Genomic DNA, 26,961 nt, shown 5'->3' with positions numbered 1-26,961 from the left:
CATTGAGAAGGGCCGGCTGTTCATGAACAGGCTATCAAGCAGGAACTCGCTTCGCCGCAACGGCGATTCGGAAGCCATAAGCATATCCTGCCGAAGTTGTTTCAAGTTCCGCTTTTGCCGTCACGGCTGCGGCTCAGGGTCCGCTACACCGTTCGGTATAAGAAAACCCCTTTCCCGGTCCAACCTCAAACGTACGCGGTTTACCGAAACCTTACCATTTATCGAACAATATCCTGGCGATAAACTGTTAATAATCCATAAGCTTCTGCGCCAGACGATGCAGCTCGGGATTCGCTAGGGCTGCCACCTTTTTCTTGACCGTACGTGAATAGTACTCTTTTTCAGTCTTGGTCAACACCTCACCTTCCAACTTCTTTTTAAACAGTTCTTTCTGCTTCGGAGAAAACAACCGGGAAAGGGCAAATTCCAGCGAAAGCTCCCCATGCTTTTCCTTGAGTTGCTTGGCTTTCTCGGCATTCTGTTCAAAATACCGGTTGAACATCACCTTCAGCCGGAAAGGGTCAAAAAGTGTTTCCCCTGCTGTAACGGGTTGATCATGGGCCAGGGCATTATGTGCCTTTTTCACCAGTTTTCGGTCTTCCTCGGTAAGTCTGGTTTTGAGTTCATTCGCCCAGACAAAAGACAGGTGATTGTATTGGTACATTGCCAATGACACGAGGACAAGGGCGTGGAAGTTCTTTCGATCTTCTTCTGTTTTCAATAAATTCCGGACCTGTTCATAATCAAAGGAGTACTCCTGGGCGCCATTGACAAGCAGGACGGGAAACCCTTCCCATAAACGCATATCTCTTCCAGCAACGACATCAGCCAGGGTCTGATTTACATCAAGGTCCGGCCTGACTTCCATCAGCGGGAAGCCAAGACGGCCTAAATTTTCAAGCAGATTATCTTCAGTCATAAATCCCCTCCTGCCGCAAAAGCTCCATAAAGCAAGCAATATTCCCTTTCAATCGATCTTCCGAAACGTCATGGCTGGCCAACTCCAGATAATGACGTTCGAGGTGTTCGAGGTCCATTTCTTTCCTTTTTGCCTTAACCAGCATCAGGCTATCGTCGAAATCAACCTGTGTTCCACGGAAAAGCTTGCTGGCTATCAAGTCATACTCATTCAGAATACCAATATAAAGCCTTGAAAATTCTTTAAGTAATGTATGATTGCCCTCCTTCAGGGGCGACTCCAATAATTCCGTGGTATGGATACGGTTCCCTGCAAACAGATCGAAAACATAAGGATCCTCTTTCCTCCGCCAGCCCGAGCCGGTAACGTTTTTGTAGCCCAGGTCCTGCAATGTTTTTAACAGATAGATGAATCTTCCGCTTAATGAAACTGTTCCATTGAGCAAGAACCTCCAGTAATGCCTTTTGGTCCAGCCTATAAAGCATAGGTTCAACCTCTCCATACAACAAGTTGATCTTTTTTATACAATTACTTGTATGAATAGATACAATAATGAAAGAAAATAGTCAAGTTGCCTATTCCAGTGAAGTCGGCCACCCGGTCCAGAGGAAAGCATCAGGTTGCCAAGGTTGACGGGACTGTTCTTTTCATTGTTCATCCTCACCGTCCACCGCCCACTGGTATGTCGACCCGACACAGGGGGGATTGAGTGACCAGAAACACCAACTCAATCGAAGCCCCCAAAAAGGCCCCTAAAATATGGGGCTTTCCCCGGAGAATACCACTTTTCAATTCGCCGACTTCACTGGAATAGGCACTCAAGCTCCGTTGCTCTCTGGTTAACGGTACATTCGAGCACCTGTTCGACAACCACGCCATCCGGGAAAAGGCGAAGCGTTTTAAAAGAAACGCGTAATGCTCCCCCAGAACAAGCTGGAAGCGTTGGTACTAACCAGGTAACCGTTCAGCAGCACTACATCTTCGTCCGTTTTGGCCTTCTCACATAGAGGGACTATAGCTCAAAAGCCTAAACGAACAAATCTGCAGCACTGCTGAACGGTTACAGGCCTGAGATTGTGGACCTCTTTCGCATGGCCGGTGAACGGTTACCTAACCAGCATGGCTGGACCATAATTTCACGCAGCCACAACCAACAAGGAAAAACAAAGAAGTTGACATTGTTACGTCTGGAACTATAATGGTTAGTATAGTCAATATGGTTCCTGGAGGACATTATGGAAAGAATAATTGATGTAACAACAGCTCGCAGACAATTCGGTACTTTGCTGGATGAGGTTTTTCATAAGGGTGATGTTGTAACTATTGAAAGGAAAGGGAAGCCGTTAGCTAAAATTGTTCCCCTTGAGGATTCGGGCAGCCATGTATTGGGGCGGTCTTCAATTACCTCTAAGCAAAAAAAACTATTGGAAGAATTGAATGGTTTGCCGAGGATTGGAATAGATCAAAATCCTGTTGATATTTTAAGATCCATGCGTAAACAAAAAAGAATCAAGGCAAGTATCAGATATGGCAAATAACCAATATGTGCTGGATGCGAATGTCTTTCTTGAATATATCTACTGTAGATCATTACAGAATACCGCAAAACAAATTATAAAAGATGCTATTTTAGAACAAATTCAAATTATAGTCCCAAGCCTCGCCCTAGATGAAATAACAGAAGTTCTTTGTGGCAATCTTGACGACATTAAAGAAGTAAAACTGCATCTAAAATATATTGAAAGATTAGCCAAACAAGAAATACTGCAAATTGTTGTTCCCAATATTGAAGTACGCATGAAAGCTATAGAAATGGCAAGAGTGGGGAGCAAAAAAAGTGGTTATCCTGAGTTGACCGACTGCTTGTATCAAGCTTTGGCAATTTATAGTAATGCTATTTTTATAACGAATGACAAAAAACACATTTCAAAGGTAAAAGAATTCGGCCATATTCAGGAACTATCTTATTATGGTGAAGAAATATGAGCTGTGGCAGAACGAATCACTTCAGCGAACTGGAAGAAGCGCGGCGGCCTTATCGGGCAAGCTTTTGGCCAGCCGCTGAGTTCAGGGTTAGCCATTAAAAGAGATCAATTATGATGAACTCGTAACAACCCGAAAGGCTTCAAATGCCACCCAATAAAATCAACAAGTTACAAGACGAATCACGTCCGTCGAGCGGGTTGTTGCGAGACCGACAATTATGCCGCAAAGGAAAGCCATAGAAGACTCGTTATCATTGATATTCCGTGGAATTGAAGGGTTACGGCAAGCATTTGAAGGGCAAGACGTACAAACCAGACCCTGTCAAACGGGTCATGTTACGTACGGATTCCGCGGCGCGATCTCTATGAGCGCTACGGGCTTTTCAAGGTGCCAGCGACAGCGGGTTGGACGAGGGCGCATGCCCTGCGGTGAAGAACATCGGAAAGCCGTGTGCGGGAGCCAGAGCGCAGCGGAGACCACGAGCCCGAAGGGGCGAGAATGAGGCGAAGCCGAATGGTAAAACCGCACGCACGGTTTGATGAGGGGAGGCTGATGAACGATACAGGACGGTTGATACGCAGTAGCCGCGTGCGGCGAGGCGTCAATGAAAATCCCAGTCGCTGATCGGAAATCAGCTTCCTACTCTACCCTTTTACACAATATTCAAGAGTACCGACGCCCGACCAGTTTTCCGTCGTCGGCCTGTCATGCTTGAAAAGAAAGAAATCGCCAGAAAGGCCGGCGCTTGACGTTCGCACGCGAACCCCACAAAAAAACATGGGTTTTGTGTATTATCTTCAAAGAGCTTCTATTTTTACTTGACAATATCAAGAGTAACACATAAAATAGCTATGGGTTATATGAATTATTGTCAAGTAGCTTGTCATGAAACATGAAGAGTTTTTCCGCAAACATCCGGTGTTCACTGGCGAAGAGCTGAACAGACACCTGGCGGCCATGGGGAAATCAGGCCCCAGGACCAGGGAGTCTCTGCTGGATTACCATCGGAAAACAGGGCACGTCATTCTCATACGGCGTGGTTTGTATGCTGTCATCCCGCCTGGCGCCGATCCGGATTCGTACCCGGTCGATCCTTTTCTGGTGGCTGCGAAGCTGACCAAGGATGCTGTTCTGTCATACCATACGGCCTTGGATATTTACGGCCGTGCTTACTCCGTACGGGAACATTTCACCTATTCGGCTTCCCGCCCTGTTTCAATTGTTACCTTCCGCTCCCGTGTCTTCCGCGGCGTAAAATTTCCGCAGGCACTTTGCCGGGAGGGGAAAGAATTTTTTGGTGTCGTCACCGTTGACCGCTCCGGCCTGGAAGTCCCTGTTACCTGCCTGGAGCGGACGCTGGTGGATGTCCTGGACCGGCCGGACATCTCGGGAAGCTGGGAGGAAATATGGCGTTCCCTGGAGTCGGTCGAGTTCTTTGATCTCGACAAGGTGGTGGAATACGCTCTCCTGCTCAACAATGCGACCACAACCGCCAAGGTCGGCTTTTTCCTGGAACAGCATCGTGAAACCCTGATGGTCGAAAAAGCCCATCTCAAGCCACTCCACGATCACCGGCCTCGACAACCGCATTACCTGGATCGCTCCAATCGGAAGTCCGGGCGGCTCGTCCGGAATTGGAACCTGGTGGTGCCTGTTGAATTATTCGAACGGGCATGGGGGGAAGTGCTGTGAAAATCTCCCATGAAAAGCTGACCGCCGAAGCGGCAGCAACAGGATTCAGATCGGACGTACTCGAAAAGGTGGCCCGGCTGCTGGGGCTTCTCGATGCCCTCGGCAGTCATCCTTTCTTGAAAGGCAAGTTGGCCCTCAAGGGCGGAACCGCCCTGAACCTTTTCGTCTTTGACGTACCCCGGCTTTCAGTTGACATTGATCTGAACTACGTGGGTGCCGAGGACCGGGAAGCCATGCTTGCCGAACGCCCCAAGATCGAGCAGGCGGCCCGAGCGGTCTTTGCACGGGAGGGGTTCACCGTCAGGCGTATGCCGGAAGAGCATGCCGGTGGCAAATGGCTGTTGCGTTATCAGAGTGCGGCCGGCCTGTCCGGCAATCTCGAGGTGGACCTCAACTTCATGTTCCGGGTCCCGTTGTGGCCGGTCACGATATCCGACTCTCATCCGGTGGGAGCCTGGCGGGCTACCGGAATACCGATAATAGATATTCACGAGTTGGCGGCAGGCAAACTGGCGGCACTGCTGGCACGCAGGCAAGCGAGAGACCTGTTCGACAGCCACGGAATTCTGCATATGGGTAATTTCGACCATGAACGGCTGCGTACAGCCTTCGTTGTATACGGAGCAATGAACCGTAAGGACTGGAGAACGGTTTCCGCCGATGATCTGGATTTCGACGCGGTGGAATTGGCCCGGCAGTTGATCCCGACCTTGCGCGTCAATGCATCTGCGGGACAAGAGACTTCCGCCGAATATGGCACCCGTCTTGGTGATGAGTGCCGCCAGGCCCTGTCTGCGGTATTGCCCTTCACGGAGGCCGAAAGGGCATTTCTTGACCTGCTGCTCGATCAGGGAGAGATCGACTCGACAATTCTAACCGCCGATCCAACTCTCCAGGAGCGCATCCAAAGACAACCGCTTCTTGAATGGAAGGCAATCAATGTCCGAAAACATAAGGGGTTGTCATGATGGGACGGATAGCAACATTTTATCTCCAAAGAAACGAAAAAAGAGAGGAGGAGACGTTGGCCAAAGTCCTTTCTCTCGCTTTTCAGGACCACGCAGGTAGGGATTTGTTTCTTTCAGGCTTTAACATCACTACCCCCGAGCCTGGCCCTGGGTTTTCCCTCAATATTCAAGAATACCGACGCCCGACCAGTTTTCCGTCGTCGGCCAGAGGAAATAGTCCCGGAAATTCCTTGTTGTATTGGATGAGGTGCATAAATTCGCCAGATGGCGCAACCTCGTCAAAGGCCTATACGACACCCACAAATCTGAAATCTCGTTTATCGTTACAGGATCGGCGCGCCTGGATTATTACCGGAAAGGGGGAGTCAAGGATTACGAAAAAGACGGGGTCAGGGTAATTCCGGTTGAGAGGTTCTGCCGGGACCTGCCTCTTTTATTTACAAGAACCAGTGAGCAGGAGTGATCTGATTCCAGGACCCCATAGTTCATTTCCGTATGGCGGAGTCCGGCCTGCCATCTTTATTCCGTAGCAGCCGAGAACCCGTCCGGATCGACCTGGGCCGCTGCAAGCAGAACGGCGTCATCCAGCGGCAATTGTTGTGCTCTACAGGCAGGATATTGATTCATCAACCACCTGTGGCTATCTTTCTGTTCAGCACAGGGACCGGACAACAGAAAAAGAAAAAGCCCCGATTTCTCGGGGCTTTCTGGACCGCCTTGGACTTTAGCGGATTATGCGTTGGTGCCGGAGGTCGGAATCGAACCGACATGGAGTTGCCCCCGCTGGATTTTGAGTCCAGTGCGTCTACCAGTTTCACCACTCCGGCTGTTGGGTATGGTGTACTTACCGTACTCGCGCTGATCCTGTCAAGGGGAAAGGGGCCGGCCGCCAGGGCCTTGGATTCAGCATGAATACGGAGGAAAAATCACACATCCGGGACCCTACTTGCCGGCCCCGGTGAGACGGACCCCGCTGCCTGCTCCCCGGTAGTTCCGGTACTGGCGGAGCACCTGACGGACATAGCTCACCGTCTCCGGAATCCGGGGCACCCCGCCGCTCTCTTCCACCCGGTTCGGGCCGGCGTTGTAAGCGGCCAGGGTCAGCTCCAGATCGCCCTGGAACCGGTCATAGAGCTTGCGCAGATAGCGGCTGCCGCCCATGATGTTGTCGGCCGGGTCAAAGACCGAACCCACCCCCATCTCCATTGCCGTGCCGGGCATGAGCTGCATCAACCCCCGGGCCCCCTTGGAGGAGACGGCCTTTTTCTCGAAGTTGGACTCCACTCTGATCACCGCCCGGATCAACTCCGGGTCCAGCTGGTGCCGACGGGCCGCGGCCCGGATCAAGGTATCGTAATTGCGGCCGGCCCGGCTGTTCGATTCCGGCGCTGATGCCAGGTAGCGGGTCGGCCGGTAGCGTGCATCGACCGGGGCATTGGTGAAATGAAGCACCCCGGCTTCATCCACAAAGCTGTAGATATAGGCGGCCGCGGCCGCCGGTCCGGCAATAACGGCCAGCAAAAAAATCAGGACCAGTCCTCTCCATACCAAGAACTGCATCGACCTCCTCCCTGCCACCAACCTCTCACACAAAAGGGGGTATCTCAAACTTTCAGTAATCGCTTACAGGAAAGTTTTGCTCATTGCTCGTTACCCGTTACCCGGAACTTAACAACCACCGTCTGAAGACGGTGGGTTAACTTAACGACTGAAAGTCGGGATACGGGTCCAAGACCCGTTTTTGACGTGCTCGTGCTCGTGAACGTACTCGTACACGAACATAAGTGCTTTTGGCGAACGACAAGTCCAGTTATCGAGCGACTCTCCTTGATAATCCATCCTGCTTGCTCGCAACATATTTATTTTTTTCTTGTCTCGATCACGTTTACGTTCACGAGCACGTTCACGAGCACGAAGTAAAAAAAACTCTTCCCTTCCAACCGGATTCCATTGGAAGTGATAAATCTACCCGCCTGAAGGCGGGGGCTTTAACCTTAACAGCAAACAGTAAACGGTTACAGGTGCTGCAGATTTGTGTGATCGGAATGGTCGGCCATAGTCGGCTATGCCGATCATCCCGAGCGCACGAAGATGTGGTGCATGTAGCCGTTTATTTACTTCCGGGTGCGTTTCTCCCAGTCAGCCAGGAATTTTTCCATGCCGATATCAGTGAGCGGATGCCTGCTCAGCTGCTCGATAACCTTATATGGGATGGTGGCGATGTCAGCGCCGATCAGGGCCGCATCCACCACGTGCATCGGGCTGCGCACGCTGGCCACGATCACCTCGGTCTCATAGCCGTAGTTGTTGAAGATGGTCATGATATCATTGACCAGGTCCATGCCCTGGTGGGAGATATCGTCGAGCCGGCCGACAAAGGGACTGACAAAGGCGGCCCCGGCCTTGGCGGCCAGCAGGGCCTGGGAGGCGGAAAAGATCAGGGTGACATTGGTCCTGATCCCCTCGTTGGCCAGGGCCTTGACCGCCTGCAGACCCGCGGTGGTGATCGGCACCTTGATCACGATATTGGGATGAAGCGCTGCCAGCTCCCTGCCCTCGGCAACCATGCCCTCGGCGTCCAGGGCCACCACCTCGGCGCTGACCGGACCGTCGACCATGTTGCAGATCCGGCGGAGCAGCTCCTCAAAGGGCTGGTCCTCACGGGCGATCAGCGAGGGATTGGTGGTAACGCCGTCGACCATGCCCAGGGCCACGGCCTTGGCAATCTCCTCGGTGTTGGCTGTGTCGATGAAAAACTTCATTCTTTCACTCCTTTGTCGATGAGAAATTTGTTGCAGCACTCCTGACTGCAAAAATAAAGGGTCTGGTGGTCGTGATAGAGCTGGATTGCCTGGGCCTGGGGCACATAGGTGTGGCAGACCGGATCCTCGACCAGCACGTCCTGGATCTTGTCCGGCGCGTCCGCCTTTTTCCCGGTTACGGACGGCTTCCGGGGACCGGTCACCATCCGGTAAAAGATATAGGCCAGGATGCCAAAGATGAGCAGACGAAGGGGGCTCACAAGAAAATCTCCATTAGGTTTACCGGTCCGGCCAGGCCGGTTTTTCCAGCCCCTGCTGTTCGGCCCGGCCGGCGTTGGTGGTCAGGTGCTGATCCAGCAATCGGGCCACCGTATACCCGGAAACCGGGTGGCGGAAGTCCGGGGCCAGTTCCGCCAGCGGGGCCAGGACAAAGAGCCGCTCCGTGCAGCGGGGATGGGGCACGCTCAAGGCCTTGGTACGAAAGATCAGCTTCCCGTAGAAAATAATATCCAGGTCCAGGGGCCGGTCCTGGTACCGGTCACTCGGTCCCCGCACCCGGCCCCATTCCTTTTCCACGGCCAGCAGTCCGGCCAGCACCGCTTCCGGCCCCAGGTCGGTGAAAAGCTCACCCACCGCGTTGATGAACTTCCGCCTGCTGTCCATGCCCTTTGGCATGGTCCGGAAGGGGCTGGACAGCCGGCCGCAGACAATACCATCCAGGCGGCCGATCCGGTCCCAGGCCCGGGGCAGACTGACCAGCCCGTTACCCAGGTTGGCGCCCAGGCCGATAAAAACCCGCGTCCGCAAGGAATGTCAGCCCGCGGCCATGACCGCGGCAACCCGGTCCACTGCTTCCTGCAGCCGCTCCTTGGGCACGGTCAGGGCCATCCGCACATAGCCCTCGCCCGGATCGCCGAACCCGTTGCCGGGCGTGGCCACGATACCGGCCTCATCCAGGAGCAGGCCGGCAAAGCTTGCCGAATCGTGCCCCTCGGGCACCGAGATCCAGGCGTAGAAGGTGGCCCTGGGCGCGGTCACCTCCAGGCCGAGTTTGGTCAATCCGGCGATGAGTATGTCGCGACGCTCGGTATAGATGGCCCGCATCTCCGCGACACAGGTCTGATCGCCCTCCAGGGCCTCGATCCCGGCGACCTGGATCGCCTCGAAGATTCCGGAGTCGATATTGCTCTTGATCCGGCCCAGGCCGCCGATCACCTCTGCATTACCAACACAGAAACCGATCCGCCAGCCGGTCATGTTATAGGTCTTGGACAGGGAGTGGAACTCGACCCCCACCTCCATGGCGCCCTCGGCCTCCAGGAAACTGGGCGGCACATAGCCGTCAAAGGACATCTCCGAATAGGCATAGTCATGGCAGACAATGATGTTGTGCCGCCGGGCAAAGGCCACCACTTTTTCAAAAAACCCGATGGTGGCCGTGGCCGCCGTCGGATTGTTGGGATAGTTCAGAAACATCAACTTGGCCTTGGCCGACACCTCGGCCGGGATGGCGTCAAGATCCGGGAGAAAATCGTTCTCCTTGAGCAGCGGCATCTCGTGGGGAATACCGTTGGCGAACATCGCGGCAATGGCATAGACCGGGTATGCCGGACTGGGCACCAGGACCAGGTCGCCGGGATTGACAAAGGCCAGGGGCAGATGGGCGATCCCCTCCTTGGAGCCGATCAGCGAAACAACCTCCTTGATCGGGTCCAGTTCCACCCCGGCCCGCTTCCGGTACCAGCGGGCCACCGCCTCCCGGAAGGAGTTCATCCCGGTGTAGCTGGGATAGCGGTGATACCGGGGCTGCCGGGCCGCCTCCTCCAGCTTGGCAATGATATTGTCCGGGGTGGGCAGGTCCGGGTCGCCCACGCCCAGGTCGATCACATCCACGCCCTTGGCCCGGGCCGCGGCCTTTTTCCGATCCAGCTCGGCAAACAGATAAGGGGGGAGTTGCTTGAGCCGGTCGGCTTTTTCAATGGTAATCATAAAATGACTAAATCCTTCATTGGTTTATTTTTACTTTTCACGATTCACACTTCACATTTCACAATCACTTAAAGATCCCGCAGGCCGAGCACGTCGAACATGGTGTACATGCCGTTGGCCTTGTCCGTGACCCAGGCCGCGGCCAGGGCCGCGCCCCGGGCAAAGTTGTCCCGGTTATGGGCCCGGTGGGTGATCTCCAGCCGTTCGCCGGCCCCGGCGAAATAGATTGTATGCTCGCCAACGATGTCCCCGGCCCGGATGGTCTGGATACCGATCTCCTGGTCAGTACGTTCGCCGATCATCCCGTGCCGGGCATAGACCCCGACCTTATCCAGGTCGCGGTTCACCGCGCTGGCCACCATTTCGCCCAGTTTGAGGGCCGTGCCGCTGGGGGCGTCCTTTTTCATCCGGTGGTGGGCCTCGATGATCTCGATATCATAGTCGTTGCCAAGGATGGCGGCGACCTTGGCCGCCACCTTGAACAGCACGTTGACCCCCACCGCCATATTAGGGGCCTGCACACAGGGAAAATCAGCGGCCAGGGATTTCAACCCGGCCAGGTCCTCCGCGGTAAGGCCGGTGGTGCCGATCACCATCGCCTTGTTATGTTCGGCCGCCCTCCTGGCAAAATCCATGGTGGCCTGGTGAAAGGTGAAGTCGATGATCACCTCGCCCTGGTCGATGATCCCTTCCAGTCCCGCGCTGATCGGGACCCCGATGGAACCGTAGCCGCCGACCTCGCCGATGTCCCGGCCCACGAACGGGCTCCCTTCCGGTTCAAACCCGGCCACCAGCTGCAGATCCGGATGCTGCCGCACCATATAGCCGATCCGCCGGCCCATCCGCCCGGCCGCGCCGGCAACAATTACCCTGGTCATAATCCGCTCCTCTTACTCTACATGACAATTACATAATGCCGTACGCCCTGCGCCTTTATCCGGGAAACAACCCATCGGTGAAAACTACAGCAGCCCGTAGTCAGCCAGGGCCTGGCGCAGTTGGCCCACCTTGGCGTCGCTCATCGGGCAGAGCGGCAGCCGCGGCGTGCCGGAGCCGATCCGCCCCATCAACTCCAGGGCGGTCTTGGCCGGCACCGGGTTGGTGTCGATGAACATCGCGTTGATCAACGGGGCAAGCCTGTAGTGCAGTTCCCTGGCCCGGGCCAGGTCACCGGCCAGGGCCGCGTCGATCATCGTTGCCATGTCCGCCGGCGCCACGTTGGAGGTCACTGAGATGACCCCCTGGCCGCCGATCAGGGTGGTGGCCATGCAGGTGGGATCATCGCCGGACAGGAGGATGAAATCATCGGGGCAGAGCCTGATCACCTCGCTGATCTGGGCCAGGCTGCCGGAGGCCTCCTTGATACCGACGATATTGTCGACCTCGGCCAGCCTGGCCACTGTGGCCGGCAGTATATTGGAGCTGGTCCGGCCCGGTACGTTATAGAGGACAATCGGGATATCAACCGCCTCGGCCACGGCCCGGTAATGGCGGTACAACCCCTCCTGGGAGGGCTTGTTGTAATAGGGGGAGACCATCAGCACGCCGTCGGCCCCGGCCTGTCTGGCAAACCGGGTCAGCTCGATGGCCTCGCTGGTGCTGTTGGAACCGCTGCCGGCCATGACCGGCACCCGGCCGTTGACCGTGGCAATGGTCAACTCCACCACCCGGCGATGCTCGTCATGGCTCAAGGTGGCTGATTCGCCGGTGGTGCCGCAGGGGACAATGCCATGGGTCCCGTTGGCGATATGGAACTCGATCAGACCCTTTAACCCCTCTTCGTCCACCCGCCCATCGACAAACGGCGTTACAATGGCCACAAAGGCGCCCCGAAATATACCCATACCCGTAAACCTCCTTTCCTGCTCCTGGTTCAATATCCGCTGGTCATGTAACAAATCAAAATATCACGCAAAAAGTCTGGTCTCACCGCGGAGGGCGCAGAGGACGCAGGGCCGATTGTTTAAAATAATATGACTTTCTCTGCGGCCTCCGCGTACTCAGCGGTAAATATTAATTAAAGTTGATGAACTCGTAACAACCCGAAAGGCTTCAAATGCCACCCAATAAAATCAACAAGTTACAAGACGAATCACGTCCGTCGAGCGGGTTGTTGCGAGACCGACAAAGTTTACCCATCCTTTTCCAGGGCCCCGGCCCGCAGTTCTCCCTCATAGACGATCCGGGCCGGGCCCTCGAGGAACAGACCCGCAACCCCGGTACCGTTGACCAGGGAAAAATGGATGGTCAGCCGGGCCCCTCCCGAGGTGGTCACCGTAACCGGCGCTGAAACCAGCCCTTGCAGGGCGGCGATGATCGCCGCCGCCGCCGCGCCGGTGCCGCAGGCCATGGTCTCGGCCTCCACCCCCCGCTCATAGGTACGCACCCCAAGGGCGGACGGACCGAGCTGCCGGACAAAATTGACATTGGCCCCGGCCGGGGCGAACAACGGATGAAAACGAATGGCCCGGCCCCATCCGGCCACGTCCACCGCCTCGTCTTGCTCAACGATATGGACCGCGTGCGGCACGCCGGTATTGATATGATCCAGTTCGATCTTTCGCCCGTCTACCTGAACGGACAGGTTCCGCCGGAGATCAACGGGCGGGGTCATCTTGAGCTTGACCCGGCCGTCCAGGACCTCGGCCTCAATGGGCCCGGCATCGGTGATAAACCGCATCCGGGCCGGGGCGATCTTTTTCTGAAGGGCGAACCGGGCCGCGCAGCGGGCCCCGTTGCCGCACATCTCGGCCCGGCTGCCGTCACCGTTAAAGAACTGCCAGCGGAAATCCGCCTCCGGGTCATCCTCAATCAGGATCAGCCCGTCGGCGCCCACGGAAAAGCCGCGTTGGCACACGCTCCGGACAAAGCCGGGGATCTCGCGGTCAGGCAGAAAAGGACGGCGATGGTCAATGATGATAAAATCATTGCCCGTACCGCTCATCTTGGTAAAGGGAATGGGGAAATCGGGACTCATTTCAAAAACTCGGGGATATTCTCATCCTGGATCAAGGTTTCATAGGTTTCCCGGCTGCGGATCACATGGAACTCGTCGCCTTGAACCAGGACCTCGGCGGCCCGGGGCCGGGAGTTGTAGTTGGACGCCATGGAAAAACCATAGGCCCCGCAGCTCATCACCGCGATCAGATCACCGCGATCAAAGACCGGCAGCTGCCGGCCGCGGGCCAGAAAATCACCGGTTTCACAGATCGGCCCCACCACGTCGGCTATCTCCGAGCCGCCCCGATTATCGGCCTGGAGCCGGTCCACCGGGATGATGTCGTGGTAGGCACCGTAAAGACTGGGCCGGGCCAGGTCGTTCATCGCCGCGTCAACAATGACGAAATTCTTGCTGGTCCGCTTGGTGTAGAGCACCCTGCTGACCATGATCCCGGCGTTGCCCACTATAACGCGTCCCGGCTCCAGGATCAAGGTGCAGTCCAGCCCGGCCAGCTCCAGCTTGATCGCCTCGGCATACTCCCGGGGATGGGGCGGTTCCTCGTCCCGGTAGCGGACCCCGAGCCCGCCGCCCAGGTCGAGATAGCGGATGGCGATATCATGCCGGGCCAGTTTGTTGATAAAAACCTTGATCTTGCACAGGGACTCGGTAAAAGGCGAAATCTCGGTGAGTTGGGAGCCGATATGACAGCTGATCCCCTTTACCTCCAGGTTGGGCATGGCACTGGCCTTGAGATAGACCGCCATCGCGTCCTCAACGGGAATGCCGAACTTGTTCTTGGCCAGACCGGTGGAGATGTAGGCGTGGGTCCCGGGGTCCACGTCCGGGTTGATCCGGAAGGAAACCGGGGCCTTGACCCCCAGTTCAGCCGCGGTCTGCTGGAGCAGTTCCAGCTCCTGCTCGGACTCGATGTTGAAAAGCAGGATGTCGGAGAGCAGAGCGTAACGCAGCTCCTCCCTGGTCTTGCCCACCCCGGAGTAGATGATCCGCTTGGGGGCCACCCCGGCCTTGAGCGAGCGGAACAACTCGCCGCCGGAAACGATATCCGCGCCGCCGCCCTGCCGGGCGAAGAGCTGCAGCACCGCCAGGTTGGAACAGGCCTTGACCGCAAAACAGGTCAGATGGGCCTGCCCGGCAAAGCTGCTGTCAAAGGCCTTGAAATGATGGGTCAGGGTGGCGCTGCTGTACAGATAAAAAGGCGTACCCACAGCCTCGGCAATCACCGGTATCGGCACTGATTCACAGTGCAGGACATTGTCCTGATATAAAAAATGGTTCATGGTCTTATCATCTCTTGTTGATATGAAGGTCGCTGCAAAACGCTCTCCCCGCCCTGCCGGAGTAACGCCCTATGGCGTTGCCGCCGGCCAGACAAAGGAGACCGTGTTGGAGTCCCGGCTGCTCCGCCATACCCCGCTCCGAAAGGAACGAACCTTAAAGGTATAACGATGACCGGGCCGGTCCAGGGGCAGATGATAGCTGACCCGCGCCGGGCCGCTGCCGGTCCCGGCCTCGTTCAAGGCCCTGACCGGGATCTTCTCCGGCCCCTGAAAGGGTATCGGACATCCGGCGCAACCATCCTTTTCCGGCATCACCGCCCGGATCAGTTCAAACCCGTCCACCTGGTCCAGGGGCTCACCGTTCTCCAGACGCATTGGGTAAGACCAGGTCAAGGTCACCCCGTCGGCGTCAAGGGTATAGGCAAGATCGGAGATCGGCGCCGGCAGCAGCCCCTGGGGCGGCACTGGCAGGGTCTTGCGGCCGCAGCCGACCAGGAGCAGCGCCAGGGCCAACATAAAAACCGACTGGCCCATCAGGCCTGCCGCGTCAATGCGCTTCATCGATCACCTCCGGATTCAATTCCCAGGGCCGCCTCGGCCCGGGCCAGGGCCCGGGTCACCACACCGGTACCGGTACCGCCGCTGGATTGCCGGCTGTCCACCGAACCCCGCACCGAAAGCACCGCAAAGACATCCGCCTCGATCAACGGAGAAAATTCACGCAGTTCCGCCAGGGAAAGATCGGCCAGTTCCCGGCCCTGCTCAATACAAAAGGCCACGGCCCGGCCCACCACTGCGTGGGCGGACCGGAAGGGCATTTTTTTCAGGACCAGGTAATCGGCCAGATCAGTGGCGGTCATCTGGCCGGACCGGGCCGCCCGGGCCATGGTCTCGGTGTTAAAGGTCAACCCGCCCAACAGCTCGGTGCTGATCGCCAGACACTGGCCCACCGTGTCCACGCTGTCGAAGATCAACTCCTTGTCCTCCTGCAGGTCGCGGTTATAGGTCAGGGGCAGCCCCTTGAGCATGGTGATCAATCCCATCAGGCTGCCCACCACCCGGCCGCTCTTGCCGCGGATCAACTCCGGAATGTCCGGATTCTTCTTCTGGGGCATGATGCTGCTGCCGGTGCAGAAACGGTCGGCGATCTCGACAAAGGAGAACTCCTGGCCGGCCCAGAGGATCAACTCCTCGGCCAGCCGGCTCAGATGGAGCTGGATCAGGGTGCATACCGCGGCGAACTCGACCACGAAATCCCGGTCAGCCACGGTATCCATGCTGTTGGCGGTCACGGTTGGGAAACCGAGTTCCCGGGCCACGGATTCCCGGTCAACGGGCAGCCCGGTGCCGGCCAGGGCCGCCGCGCCCAGGGGCATTACGTTGATCCGCTTCAGACAGTCGGCCAGCCGCTCCCGGTCACGGCCGAACATCTCGTAATAGGCCAGCAGGTGATGGCTGAGCAGAAGCGGCTGGGCCCGCTGCAGGTGGGTGTACCCGGGCATCACCGCCCCGAGATAGCGGCGGGCCAGGCCGACGAAACCCTTCTGCAGTTCAGTGAGCAGCTCGATGAACCGGCCGCTCTCCTCGCGGAGATAGAGACGCATGTCCAGGGCCACCTGGTCGTTACGGCTCCGGGCCGTATGCAGCTTTTCGCCGGCCGGGCCGATCTTGTCCACCAGGGCCTTTTCGATATTCATGTGGATATCTTCCAGTTCGGGCCGGAAGACAAAACTGTTGTTGTCGATCTCCTCTTCAATGGCATCAAGTCCGGCGAGAATCCGGTCCCGCTCCTCGTTGGTGAGCAGCCCCTGCCGGGCGAGCATCCGGGCATGGGCCCGGCTGCCGGCGATATCGTGGCGATAGAGCCGGTAATCGTAATGAATGGAAGCGGTAAAGGCCTCCACCGAGGCAGCGGTCTTTTCGCTGAACCGGCCGGACCAGGGCTTGGACCCGGCCCCGGCCGGGGCGATATCTCTGCTCTTTTTCATTTTAAGGCCTGGACCCTGAGCCGCAGGGCGTTTAAGCGGATGAATCCGGTCGCATCCGCCTGGTTGTAGACCTGGTCCTCCTCAAAGGTGGCCAGGGCCTCGCGGTAAAGAGAATTGTCCGATTTCCGGCCCACCGGCATGCAGTTGCCCTTGTAGAGCTTGAGCCGGACCACGCCGCTCACCGTGGCCTGGGCATCATCCATGGTTTTCTGCAGCAGGCGCATCTCCGGCGAGAACCAGAACCCGTTATAGACCAGCTCCGAATAACGCGGCACCAGGCTGTCGCGGACCCGCAGCACCTCCCGGTCCATGGTGATGGTCTCCAGGTCCCGATGGGCGGCCCGGAGGATGGTGCCGCCCGGGGTCTCGTACACGCCGCGGGACTTCATCCCCACGAACCGGTTCTCCACCATGTCCAGCCGGCCGATCCCGTTTTCCCGGCCCAGCCGGTTCAACTCGGTGAACAGGGCCGCTGGAGACAACCGTTCGCCGTTAATGGCCACCGGGTCGCCCTGCTCAAACTCCAGTTCAATATAGGTGGGCCTGTCCGGCGCCTTTTCCGGCGAGCAGGTCAACTCGAACATCGACTCCTCGGGCTCGTTCCAGGGGTCCTCGAGAATGCCGCCCTCAAAGCTGATATGGAGCAGGTTCTCGTCCGAGCTGTAGGGCTTTTCCCTGGTAACCGGCACCGGGATTCCGTGCTGCTCGGCATAGGCGACCAGCCTGGTCCGGGAGTTGAGGTCCCAGATTCGCCAGGGGGCGATGATCGCCAGACGTGGATTCAAGGCCATATAGCTCAACTCGAAACGGACCTGGTCGTTGCCCTTGCCGGTGGCGCCGTGGCTCACCGCGTCCGCGCCCTCGGCCCCGGCCAGCCGCACCTGCTCTTGCGCGATCAGCGGCCGGGCCAGGGAGGTGCCCAGCAGATAGGAGCCCTCATAGATGGCATTGGCCCGGAAGGCCGGGAAGATGTAATCCCGGACAAACTCTTCCTTAAGATCGCTGATCACCACCTTGTCGGCGCCGGTGGCCATGCCCTTGGCCCGGACCGCGTCCCAGTCCTCACGCTGGCCGAGGTCGGCGGCAAAGGCCACCACCGGGCATTGATACTGCTCTGCCAGCCATTTGAGGATCACCGAGGTGTCCAGCCCGCCGGAATAGGCCAACACTATCTTGTTTACCGCCATTTATCTCTCCGTATCTTCAATACCCTGATTCATCAGAGTATTGATTCTCAATTCTTAATTCTTAATTCAAAATTCACAATTCTGAGTTAACAATCTGCGCCTCACTTCCCAAGCAGATGTCTCTCCAGGATCGCCTTGTGGATATGGAGCTTGTTCTCGGCCTGGTCAAAGGCCACGCACTGCTTGCCTTCCAGCACCGCATCGGTGATCTCCTCGCCGCGATGGGCCGGCAGGCAATGGAGAACAATGGCGTCCGCATTGCCCTGGCCGAGCAGCTCTTGATTGACCTGAAAGGGCCTGAATATCCGGGCCCGGACCTGCTGCTCGTCTTCCTGGCCCATGCTGGCCCAGACATCGGTGTTGATCACATCGGCACCCCGGACCGCCCCGGCCGGATCACGGATCAGGCTGATCGGCCGGGGTGCCTGTTCCCGGGCCTGAAGCAGGATGTCCGGGTCCGGATCATAGCCCTCGGGACAGGCCAGGGTCAGGGAAAAACCCATCCGCCCGGCCGCCTGGATCCAGGAGTTGGCCATATTGTTGCCGTCGCCGACCCAGGCTACATGCAGTTTTTCAATATCGCCCTTGTTTTCGATCACGGTCATGATATCGCTCAGGATCTGACAGGGGTGATGGAGATCGGTCAGGGCGTTGATCACCGGGACCGTGGAAAAGCGGGCCAACTCCTCCACCACCTCCTGGCCGTAGGTGCGGACCACCATCCCGTCCACGTAGCGGGCCAGCACCCGGGCCATATCCTTTAACGGCTCGCCCCGGGAAATCTGGGTGTCCTTGTCCGCCATGAAGATCACCTGGCCGCCCAGGCCGTACATGGCGGCCTCAAAGGAAACCCGGGTCCGGGTGGAGGGCTTTTCAAAGACCAGGGCGACAATCCTGCCGGCCAGTTGCCGGTGGCTGGTTCCGGCCCGGGCCTCCTGTTTGAGTTCAAGGGCCCGCCGGATATAGGCGTTCAGCTCCTCGGCGGTACAATCCCAGAGATTTAACAGATGCGTTGCCATGATCATCAGTCTCTTAAATGATGAAGGCTCAATACCTGCCCGCCGCGATCACACCGCGAAAAGGAGGGCATATTGAGCCGAAACATTCATTTATATAAAAAATGTCGCTTTTTGCAAATATATTATTGCCCGGTCAGGGCAGAGCGGCCAGGGTCTGGTCAAGGGCGCTGATCATGGTATCGATCTCCGGCCGGCCGACCGTAAGCGGCGGCACGAACCGGAGCACCGTATTGCCGGCAAAGTTGATCAGAAAACCCTGGTCGAACATCCGGTTGACCAGGGTTATCCCCTGGTCGATCCCGGCCCCGGTCAACTCCAGGGCCCGGATCATCCCCATGCCCCGGCTGCCCGTGGCATATTGGCGATGTTTCCGGGCAAGTCCGGCCAGTTGTTCGCCCAGATAATCACCCGTGGCCCGCACCTCATCGAGAAATCCCTTGCCAAGCACAATCTTCAGGGTGGCCACTGCCGCGGCCGCGGCCACCGGGTTGCCGCCAAAGGTGGAGGCATGCGAGCCCGGAGTCAGGGAGGCGGCGATTTTTTCAGTGGTGAGCATCGCGCCCAGGGGCAACCCGTTGGCCAGGGCCTTGGCCGAGGTAAGGATATCCGGGACAACCCCCAGCTGCTCGTGGGCGAACAGGGTGCCGGTGCGGCCGATACCAGTCTGGACCTCGTCGAATATCAGGAGCAGACCGTTGCGGTCGCACAGTTCCCGGATTCCCTTGAGATAGTCCGGCGCAAGCAGCCGGACCCCGCTTTCCCCCTGCAGGGGTTCGCAGAGAACAGCGCAGGTCCTGGGCCCGATCATCGCCTCCAGACCGCTGAGATCGCCAAAGGGCGCATGCACGAATCCCGCGGGCATCGGCTCGAAACCCTGGTGGAACCTGGGCTGGCCGGTTGCCGCCACCGTGGCCAGGGTCCGGCCGTGGAAAGAGCCGGCCAGCGAAATAATCTCAAACCGCGCCGCGGCGCTGTGCTTGCGGGCAAGCTTGATCGCCGCCTCATTGGCCTCGGCACCGCTGTTGGCAAAAAAGACCCGGTCGGCAAACGAATTGGCAACCAGCAGTTCAGCCAGTTCGATCTGGGGCCGGGTGTAAAACAGGTTGGACACATGGACCAGTTCGCCGGCCTGTTCGCAGATCGCCCGGGTGACCGCCGGGTGACAGTGACCCAGGGCGCAGACTGCTATTCCGGAGAGAAAATCCAGGTATTCCCGGCCATCGGCATCCTTGAGCTTAGAGCCGCGCCCTTGCACCATTGTTGCGGGGAAGCGGCTGTAGTTGCCGACCAGAACCCGGTCGGCCCGCTGGATCCAGTCCTGGCTGGTATTGCTCATTGCACAATCTCCGTGCCCACCCCCTGATCGGTGAACAGCTCCAGCAGCAGGGCATGTTCCACCCGGCCGTCGATGATATGGGCCTTGCCCACCCCCAGTCCAAGGGCGGACTGGCAGCATTTGACCTTGGGGATCATCCCGCCGGCGATGTCACCGGAACGGATCAGGTCCCCGGCCTGACCGCTGTTCAGCGAGGTGAGCAGTTTCCCGTCCTTGCCCAGAACCCCGGCCACGTCGGTGAGCAGGACCAGTTTGGCCGCCTTCAGCTCCCCGGCAACGGCCCCGGCCACCAGGTCGGCGTTGATATTATAGGAAAAACGATCCTCGCCCACCCCCACCGGCGCGATCACCGGAATGAAGTCGGCAACATCCAGGGACTGGAGCACCGCCGGATTGACCCGGGTCACCTCGCCGACCCGGCCGAGGTCGATGATCTCCGGCGGGGCATCGGCGGCCTGGCTCTTCCTGACCGTCATCTTCCGGGCCCGGATCATATCGCCGTCCCGGCCGGAAAGCCCCACGGCCCGGCCGCCGTGCTGATTGATCAGGCCGACGATCTCCTTGTTGACCTTGCCGACCAGGACCATCTCCACCACGTCCATGGTCTCACCGTCGGTGACCCGCATCCCCTGGATAAAGCTGGGGGTGATCCGCATCCGGTCAAGCACCTGGTTGATCTGCGGGCCGCCGCCATGGACTACCACCGGGTTGATGCCGATATACTTCATCAGGATGATATCCAGGGCAAAGCTCTTCTTCAACTGCTCGTCCGCCATGGCGTGGCCCCCATACTTGACCACCACCGTCTTGCCGTAAAACTCCCGGATATAAGGGAGGGACTCAATGAGGACCTTTGCCTTTTCAATGCGTTTCTTCATTGGCCGCCTCGTTTCATGTATATGAAAATCTCTCTCCGCGGATTTTTAGATTGACAGACAGACACAGGTTTCAGCCACCACCACTGGCACCAGTTTTTTTCTGTTATCTTCTTGCTTCCGCACTCATCGCTGGTTACTCATTGCTCAGCACTCATTTTCCGTCTTCCGCCCTCTGTCCCCTGCCCTCTGCCCTCTGCCTTCTGTCCTCTGTCTTCTGTCCTCTGTCCTCTGTCCTCTGTCTTCTGTCCTCAGTCTTCCGTCTTCTGTCTTCTGTCTTCTGTCCCCTGTCCCCTGAAAAACCAAAGCGGTATTCTAATGATAAGCCGCGACTCTGTAAAGAAATCTTTGTGGAACCGGCAACGGAGAACACTTTACTTTCACCGCAACACTCAGTATGCTCTAGCAGGAAAAAATACCCCCCCTGCCCGAGTCCCGGACAGGTAACAAAGGCAATGATAACCAGCGATTACAGAGCAGAGACCGCCAGCATGCACTTCCGCCCCTTCCAGATCATCGGAATCATCTCGGTTGTCCTGGCGGGCCTGACCCCCTGCCGGGCGGCAGGCCCGCCGGGCGGGGCCAACGGTCCGCCCCCCCTGCTGATCGAGGCGGCGGCCCGCAAGGCCCGGCCCCAGGCCAGTGCCCCGATCTTGATCAGGGCGGACTCCCGGAAAAGCGCTCCCAAGGCCTCAACGCCAGGCCCGAAGAAGGCACCAGACGCCAAGGCCCACGGCCGGACCCCGCTGTTGATCGAGGCGGACCGGATGGAGTCCCGCCAGCAGGACGACCTGGTCCTGTTCACCGGCCGGGTGGAGGCCAGGCAAGGGGATATAACCATTACCGCCAGAGAGATGACGGTCTCCTATCTGCCCCAGAACGTGGACAAACCAGGCACGGACATGACCCAGAGAATCAGGAAACTCACCGCCCGGGGCAATGTTACGATCACCAAGGGGAAGCTGACCGCCAGCGGCGATACAATGGAGTTTTTCGCCCGGGAACAAAAGGTGGTCCTTTTCGGCAATGCCAAGGCCTGGCAGGACAAGAACATGGTCACCGGCGACCGGATCACCCTTCTTCTGGACCAGGGGACCAGCGTGGTTGAGCGGAGCGGCACCGGCACCGGGCGGGTCAAGGCATACATCTATCCGGACAACGGGCCGGGTCAGGTGACGGAGTAATGGCTGTACTGGCTACCAGAGAGATTGTCAAACAGTACCGGAACCGCCGGGTGGTGGACGGGGTCAGTCTCCAGGTGGAAAACGGGATGGTGGCAGGGCTCCTGGGCCCCAACGGGGCCGGCAAGACCACCACCTTCTATTCCATTGCCGGGTTCATCCGGCCGGACAGCGGCGCCATCCTGCTCAACAACGAGGATATCACCCGGCTTCCCATCCATGAACGGGCCCGCCGGGGAATAGCCTACCTGGCCCAGGAGTCCTCGGTGTTCAAGAAGCTCACGGTACAGGAAAACGTCCGGATCGTCCTTGAACCCCTGGGCCTTGACAAAGCAGTGATCAATACCCGGGTCAAGCGGTTGCTCCAGGAGCTGAAGATCGAGCACCTGGCCGACAACATGGCCCACACCCTGTCCGGCGGTGAACGGCGCCGGCTGGAAATCATGCGCTGCCTGGCCACCGAGCCCCGTTTTATCCTGCTCGACGAACCCTTTGCCGGGATCGATCCCCTGTCAGTGGCCGATCTCCAGCAGATCATCGCCGACCTCAGGCGGAAAGGGCTGGGGATATTGATCTCAGACCATAATGTCCGCGAAACGCTCTCGGTGTGCGACATGGCCTACATCATCAACAACGGCCGGATCCTGGTCCACGGCCGGGCCGAGGAAATCGTTAAAAACAAGATTGCCAGGAAGATGTATCTCGGCGAAAACTTCAGCATGTAATCCCGGCCACGGGCGGCAATAGAGCGGAGAGATGGTACTGGAACTCAGGCAACAGCTCAAGATGACGCAACAGCTGCTGATGACCCCGCAGCTGCAACAGGCGATCAAGCTGCTCCAGCTCTCCCGGCTGGAACTGGCCGAGGCCCTGCGTCAGGAGATCGAGCGGAATCCGCTGCTTGAAGAGGCGGTGCCCGACGAAAACGAGGCAGCCCTGCCCCCGGAAGAATCCGATGCCCTGGCCGGCGAAAAAACCGAGGAAGTCTCCATGGAGAGCAGTCCCACCCCCATGGCGGAGACCAACTGGGAAGAGGACTATGCCAACCACTATGATGCCGGTTTCTCCTTTTCCCGGGAGGCCCCGGACCCCAACCGGGTCACCCGGCTGGATTTCCTGGCCAAGAAACCCAATCTCCAGTCCCATCTCCAGTGGCAACTGGCCCATGCCCTGCTCAGCGAGGAGGAAAAAAATGCCGGCCAGTTCATCATCGGCAGCCTGAACCGGCACGGTTTCCTCAAGGCATCTCTTGAAGAGATCGTCGGCCAGGTTCCCTGCAGCGAGGAGGTCGCCCGCCGGGCCCTGACCACGATCCAGGAGATGGACCCGGCCGGGATCGCGGCCCGGGACGTCAAGGAATCCCTGCTCCTGCAGCTTAAACGGCTCGAACTCACCAATCGGCTGCCGGAGACGATTATCCGCGACCATCTCCACCAGTTGGAGACCAAGAACTACGCCGCCATTGCCAAAGCCGTTGCCCGGCCGGTTAAAAGCGTGCTCGCCGCGGTGGATATCATCACCCGGCTGGACCCGTTCCCGGGCCGCGGCTACTCCGATGAAGACACCCATTACATCATCCCCGACGTGTTCATCCACAAGGTGGACGACGAGTACCTGATCGTGCTCAACGACGAGGGGCTGCCCCGGTTGCAGGTCTCTTCCGCTTACCAGGACATCCTTGACAACGACGCCACGGTCAACCCGGAGACCAGGAGCTACATCAAGGACAAGCTCAAGGACGCGGTCTGGCTGATCAAGAGTATCCAGCAGCGGCAACGGACCATCTACAAGGTGGTGGAGAGCCTGCTCAAGTTCCAGCGGGAATTTTTCGAAAAGGGGGTCAGCCATCTCAGGCCCCTGGTCCTGCGTAACGTGGCCGAGGACATCGAAATGCACGAATCAACGGTGAGCCGGGTGACCACCAACAAATACGTCCACACCCCCCAGGGGATCTATGAACTGAAATACTTTTTCAGCGCCGGCCTGACCAAAAAAGGCGGCAACGACGTGGCCGCGGAGTCCATCCGCGACCGGATCCGGCTGCTGATCAAAAAAGAGGACCCGGACAAGCCGCTCACTGACAACGCCATCTCCCTGCTCTTTGCCGGGGAAGACATCAAGGTCGCCCGCCGCACCGTGGCCAAGTACCGGGAACAGCTCGGCATCCTGCCGGTCAAGCACCGGCGCAAGCCCAAGCTTTAGTCTGCTTTATTCACCAGGAACAACAACATATTACCGGCCCAGCAGGCGGTAGACCGCCGCCATATCCAGACTGGCACGCACCGCGGCCGCCAGCCGGTCAAGGGCGGGCTCCAGGTCATAGGGCGCCAGGATCTTTTCCATGGCCGCATAGCCGTTGCGAACCCGCAGCCGGTCGATGAACCAGCGCCGGAACCGGTCCTGGTCAAAGATGCCGTGCAGGTAGCTGCCCCAGACAAGCCCGTCCGCCGAGACCGCCCCCTGCCGCTGCCCGGAACCGTCCTCAAGAAAGGCGCGGCAACTGGAAACGCTTCGACCGTGGTGAATCTCGTAACCGGTCAGTTGCTCGCCGGAGTCACAATGGACAAAACTCCGCTGCACCAGGGTCTTGTCCGGATCAAGCACGGTTTCCAGGTCCAGCAGCCCCAGGCCGGGCAGACTGCGGCCGTCTGATTCCAGCCCATGGGGATCGCTGATGGTCCGGCCCAGCATCTGGAACCCGCCGCAGATACCGATGATCTCCGTGTTTTCTCCCTCGGCCAGGCGGCAAACCGCCCCGGCCAGGCCGGAGGAGACCAGAAATTCGAGATCCGCGATCACGTTTTTGCTGCCGGGCAGGATCAGCGCGGCCGGCGAACCCAGTTCATCGGACCGGCGCACGATGCGCAGATCCACGTCCGGCTCGTTGAGAAAGGGTTCGATATCAGTGAAGTTGGAGATATGGGGGAGGTCGATCATTGCCACCTGGACGTGTTCCCCGGCCGGGACCGGCTTGTCATAGAGGCCGTTCTTAAAGCTGACCGAATCTTCCTGGGGCAGCCCGAGATCAACAAGATAGGGCACCACCCCGAAGGTTGGCCAGCCGGTCCGCTCCCGCATAAAGGAGAAGGCCGGCTCAAGCAGGGAGGCATCGCCGCGAAAGCGGTTGATCAGGTAGCCGGCCATAAGTTGCCGTTCCCACTCCTCCATCAGCTCATAATGGCCCACCAGGGAGGCAAAGACCCCGCCCCGGTCGATATCGCCCACCAGCAATACCCGGGCCCCGGCATGACGGGCCATGGCCATGTTGACAATGTCATGGTGCTTGAGATTGATCTCCCCCGGACTGCCGGCCCCTTCCAGGACAATGAGATCATATTCCCGGGCCAGGGAATCATAGGCATCGGTTATTGCCTGCCAGGCCGTGGGCTTATAGGCCAGATACTCGGCCACCTTCATATTGGCCACCGGTTTACCCATGACGATCACCTGGCTGCCCACGTCGCTGGAGGGCTTTAAGAGCACCGGGTTCATCCGCACGTCCGGATCGAGGCGGGCGGCCTGGGCCTGGACCACCTGGGCCCGGCCCATCTCCAGGCCGTGCCGGGTGACAAAGGAGTTAAGCGACATGTTCTGCGCCTTGAACGGCGCGACCCGCAGTCCGTCCTGGAGGAGGATCCGGCAGAAGGCCGCGGTCAGCACCGATTTACCCGCATCGGAGCAGGTACCCTGCAACATGATGGATCGTGCCTTATGCCTCAAGCTGTTATCTCCGAAAAAATTATATGAAAGTCGCCGCGCCGGGCTGGCCCTTTGAAGTTACAGGGATGAACGCTTACGGGCATGAGGTTACCGTAATTCCATACCCCCGGTGAACGGTTACCACGGGTTAACACGGATAAGGAAAGAGGTTTTTTTAAAAACCATCGGCGGGCCGATATCAGCGGACGATCCTGGTGAACTTGGACCCCTCGATGGTCAGGTTGTACATCAACCCCTTGTTGCTGAACACGAAGCCGACGATCGGGTCCTTGATATCCATGGAGTTGACATCCTCGCCGACTCCCCATTTGATCAGGGCCACCGAGCCGTCCACCCCGGCCTTCCAGCCCTCGCTGTTCCTGAAATCGGCCAGCGCCTTTCTGGTCAAGAAGACCAGCACCACGGACTTGGATTGGGCCCCGAGTTGAAAGCCGATCGAGGCGGCGGCAGTACTGTAATACTCAACGGTCTTCCCGCCGATCCGCAGGGCCCCCTCGCCATACTCGCCGCCAATGCCGATGCCGGCCTTGATCACGCGGGGAAAGACCAGCACCCCGTCCGCTTTTTTCAAGAACTCGGCCCCACCCACCACCTCTTTCTTGAACCGCTTTAAGGCGGCGTCAACCCGGATGTTGATCTCCTTGGCAGAGGCGGCCCTTGACGCCTCCGGGATCAGGAAACCGATCCCCACAAAAATCACCAGAAACAGCACTATCATCCGGGACAAATTGCTCGTCTTGCTCTTGGTATCCATCCGCTCTGCTCCTTATCAAAATTTCCTTTATAAAGCCTTACTCGGCCGGTCCTGTCGGCCGGACTGTTCCGCTGAGATCATCCCCCAACAATGATACCCGTTTTGCGGAACTCGCCAACCATCTAAAATTATTTCTGCCCGACACCCCTGCCCTTGCCCCGCGCTCTTTTTTTTATTATGACATAACTCCAACCTCGAATTCGGGTCGCATGGCCGTGGGTAAGGTTTCGGTAAACCCCGTACGTTTGAGGTTGGACCGGGAAAGGGGTTTTCTTATAGCGAACGGTGTAGCGGACCCTGAGCCGCGGCCGTGACGGCAAAAGCGGAATTTGAAACAACTTCGGCA

Annotated in this window: 26 protein-coding genes and 1 tRNA gene; 7 read left to right on the top strand and 20 right to left on the bottom strand. The window is 58.3% G+C overall.

Going from position 1 to position 26,961, the window contains the following annotated elements; genetic code table 11:
* Positions 1 to 247: 247 nt before the first annotated feature.
* Together L3J03_07000 and L3J03_06995 are read right to left on the bottom strand one after the other, a co-directional pair.
* Entirely contained in the window at positions 248 to 919 is a 672-nt protein-coding gene (locus L3J03_07000; GenBank protein MCF6290723.1) for a hypothetical protein, read from the bottom strand.
* Positions 912 to 1,364 (bottom strand): hypothetical protein, encoded by a 453-nt coding sequence (locus L3J03_06995; protein MCF6290722.1) that lies wholly within the window; start codon positions 1,362 to 1,364, stop codon positions 912 to 914. The genes L3J03_07000 and L3J03_06995 overlap by 8 nt, the downstream gene beginning before the upstream one ends.
* 790 nt (positions 1,365 to 2,154) lie before the next feature.
* Here L3J03_06995 and L3J03_06990 point away from each other — a divergent pair.
* From L3J03_06990 to L3J03_06975, 4 genes are all read left to right on the top strand, one after another.
* Positions 2,155 to 2,457, top strand: coding sequence for a type II toxin-antitoxin system Phd/YefM family antitoxin (locus L3J03_06990; GenBank protein MCF6290721.1), 303 nt, complete (start codon positions 2,155 to 2,157; stop codon positions 2,455 to 2,457).
* On the top strand, positions 2,447 to 2,905 hold the full coding sequence (locus tag L3J03_06985; GenBank protein MCF6290720.1) for a PIN domain-containing protein: 459 nt from the start codon (positions 2,447 to 2,449) through the stop codon (positions 2,903 to 2,905). The genes L3J03_06990 and L3J03_06985 overlap by 11 nt, the downstream gene beginning before the upstream one ends.
* Positions 2,906 to 3,790: 885 nt before the next feature.
* The gene (locus L3J03_06980; protein MCF6290719.1) at positions 3,791 to 4,597 is read left to right on the top strand and encodes a hypothetical protein; all 807 of its coding nucleotides are present in this window, start codon (positions 3,791 to 3,793) and stop codon (positions 4,595 to 4,597) included.
* Complete coding sequence (locus tag L3J03_06975) at positions 4,594 to 5,565, top strand: nucleotidyl transferase AbiEii/AbiGii toxin family protein (protein MCF6290718.1); 972 nt, start codon at positions 4,594 to 4,596, stop codon at positions 5,563 to 5,565. Before L3J03_06980 ends, L3J03_06975 begins: the two co-directional genes overlap by 4 nt.
* A gap of 740 nt (positions 5,566 to 6,305) precedes the next feature.
* On the opposite strand, the gene L3J03_06970 is transcribed toward L3J03_06975, so the two are convergent.
* The 16 genes from L3J03_06970 to argB all read right to left on the bottom strand — a co-directional run bounded on the left by L3J03_06970 (position 6,306) and on the right by argB (position 20,963).
* Positions 6,306 to 6,392, bottom strand: a tRNA-Leu gene (locus L3J03_06970).
* Between the two features lie 115 nt (positions 6,393 to 6,507).
* Positions 6,508 to 7,125 (bottom strand): lytic transglycosylase domain-containing protein, encoded by a 618-nt coding sequence (locus tag L3J03_06965; protein MCF6290717.1) that lies wholly within the window; start codon positions 7,123 to 7,125, stop codon positions 6,508 to 6,510.
* 554 nt (positions 7,126 to 7,679) lie between these two features.
* Positions 7,680 to 8,327, bottom strand: coding sequence for a fructose-6-phosphate aldolase (fsa, locus tag L3J03_06960; GenBank protein MCF6290716.1), 648 nt, complete (start codon positions 8,325 to 8,327; stop codon positions 7,680 to 7,682).
* Positions 8,324 to 8,587, bottom strand: coding sequence for a YHS domain-containing protein (locus L3J03_06955; GenBank protein ID MCF6290715.1), 264 nt, complete (start codon positions 8,585 to 8,587; stop codon positions 8,324 to 8,326). The genes fsa and L3J03_06955 overlap by 4 nt, the downstream gene beginning before the upstream one ends.
* Positions 8,588 to 8,606: 19 nt before the next feature.
* Entirely contained in the window at positions 8,607 to 9,134 is a 528-nt protein-coding gene (gene folK, locus L3J03_06950; GenBank protein MCF6290714.1) for a 2-amino-4-hydroxy-6-hydroxymethyldihydropteridine diphosphokinase, read from the bottom strand.
* A gap of 6 nt (positions 9,135 to 9,140) precedes the next feature.
* Positions 9,141 to 10,316, bottom strand: coding sequence for an LL-diaminopimelate aminotransferase (locus tag L3J03_06945; protein ID MCF6290713.1), 1,176 nt, complete (start codon positions 10,314 to 10,316; stop codon positions 9,141 to 9,143).
* A 68-nt stretch (positions 10,317 to 10,384) separates the two neighbouring features.
* A complete protein-coding gene (gene dapB, locus L3J03_06940; protein MCF6290712.1) occupies positions 10,385 to 11,194 on the bottom strand; it encodes a 4-hydroxy-tetrahydrodipicolinate reductase in 810 nt (269 codons plus the stop codon).
* Between the two features lie 84 nt (positions 11,195 to 11,278).
* Positions 11,279 to 12,160, bottom strand: coding sequence for a 4-hydroxy-tetrahydrodipicolinate synthase (gene dapA, locus L3J03_06935; protein ID MCF6290711.1), 882 nt, complete (start codon positions 12,158 to 12,160; stop codon positions 11,279 to 11,281).
* Between the two features lie 287 nt (positions 12,161 to 12,447).
* Positions 12,448 to 13,293 (bottom strand): diaminopimelate epimerase, encoded by an 846-nt coding sequence (dapF, locus tag L3J03_06930; protein MCF6290710.1) that lies wholly within the window; start codon positions 13,291 to 13,293, stop codon positions 12,448 to 12,450.
* On the bottom strand, positions 13,290 to 14,555 hold the full coding sequence (gene lysA / locus L3J03_06925) for a diaminopimelate decarboxylase (GenBank protein ID MCF6290709.1): 1,266 nt from the start codon (positions 14,553 to 14,555) through the stop codon (positions 13,290 to 13,292). Before lysA ends, dapF begins: the two co-directional genes overlap by 4 nt.
* 69 nt (positions 14,556 to 14,624) lie before the next feature.
* Positions 14,625 to 15,116: a hypothetical protein gene (locus L3J03_06920; protein MCF6290708.1), complete on the bottom strand. Its 492-nt coding sequence runs from the start codon at positions 15,114 to 15,116 to the stop codon at positions 14,625 to 14,627.
* A complete protein-coding gene (gene argH / locus L3J03_06915) occupies positions 15,113 to 16,543 on the bottom strand; it encodes an argininosuccinate lyase (protein ID MCF6290707.1) in 1,431 nt (476 codons plus the stop codon). Before argH ends, L3J03_06920 begins: the two co-directional genes overlap by 4 nt.
* Positions 16,540 to 17,730, bottom strand: coding sequence for an argininosuccinate synthase (locus L3J03_06910; GenBank protein ID MCF6290706.1), 1,191 nt, complete (start codon positions 17,728 to 17,730; stop codon positions 16,540 to 16,542). Before L3J03_06910 ends, argH begins: the two co-directional genes overlap by 4 nt.
* Before the next feature lie 101 nt (positions 17,731 to 17,831).
* Entirely contained in the window at positions 17,832 to 18,749 is a 918-nt protein-coding gene (gene argF / locus L3J03_06905) for an ornithine carbamoyltransferase (protein MCF6290705.1), read from the bottom strand.
* Between the two features lie 133 nt (positions 18,750 to 18,882).
* Positions 18,883 to 20,085, bottom strand: a complete 1,203-nt coding sequence (locus tag L3J03_06900; GenBank protein ID MCF6290704.1) for an aspartate aminotransferase family protein — start codon at positions 20,083 to 20,085, stop codon at positions 18,883 to 18,885.
* The gene (gene argB, locus L3J03_06895) at positions 20,082 to 20,963 is read right to left on the bottom strand and encodes an acetylglutamate kinase (GenBank protein ID MCF6290703.1); all 882 of its coding nucleotides are present in this window, start codon (positions 20,961 to 20,963) and stop codon (positions 20,082 to 20,084) included. Before argB ends, L3J03_06900 begins: the two co-directional genes overlap by 4 nt.
* Before the next feature lie 452 nt (positions 20,964 to 21,415).
* On the opposite strand from argB, the gene lptA reads away from it, so the two are divergent.
* The 3 genes from lptA to rpoN are packed head-to-tail and all read left to right on the top strand — an operon-like array spanning position 21,416 to position 24,343.
* A complete protein-coding gene (lptA, locus tag L3J03_06890; protein MCF6290702.1) occupies positions 21,416 to 22,144 on the top strand; it encodes a lipopolysaccharide transport periplasmic protein LptA in 729 nt (242 codons plus the stop codon).
* Positions 22,144 to 22,866, top strand: coding sequence for an LPS export ABC transporter ATP-binding protein (lptB, locus tag L3J03_06885; GenBank protein ID MCF6290701.1), 723 nt, complete (start codon positions 22,144 to 22,146; stop codon positions 22,864 to 22,866). Before lptA ends, lptB begins: the two co-directional genes overlap by 1 nt.
* Positions 22,867 to 22,897: 31 nt before the next feature.
* Positions 22,898 to 24,343, top strand: a complete 1,446-nt coding sequence (gene rpoN / locus L3J03_06880) for an RNA polymerase factor sigma-54 (protein MCF6290700.1) — start codon at positions 22,898 to 22,900, stop codon at positions 24,341 to 24,343.
* A 30-nt stretch (positions 24,344 to 24,373) separates the two neighbouring features.
* On the opposite strand, the gene L3J03_06875 is transcribed toward rpoN, so the two are convergent.
* Entirely contained in the window at positions 24,374 to 25,837 is a 1,464-nt protein-coding gene (locus L3J03_06875) for a cobyric acid synthase (protein ID MCF6290699.1), read from the bottom strand.
* Positions 25,838 to 26,039: 202 nt separating this feature from the next.
* Positions 26,040 to 26,615, bottom strand: a complete 576-nt coding sequence (locus L3J03_06870) for a hypothetical protein (protein ID MCF6290698.1) — start codon at positions 26,613 to 26,615, stop codon at positions 26,040 to 26,042.
* Positions 26,616 to 26,961: the final 346 nt, after the last annotated feature.

This window comes from Desulfobacterales bacterium (genome assembly GCA_021647905.1).
GTDB lineage: Bacteria > Desulfobacterota > Desulfobulbia > Desulfobulbales > BM004 > JAKITW01.
This window is presented reverse-complemented; position numbering and strand designations above follow the sequence as displayed.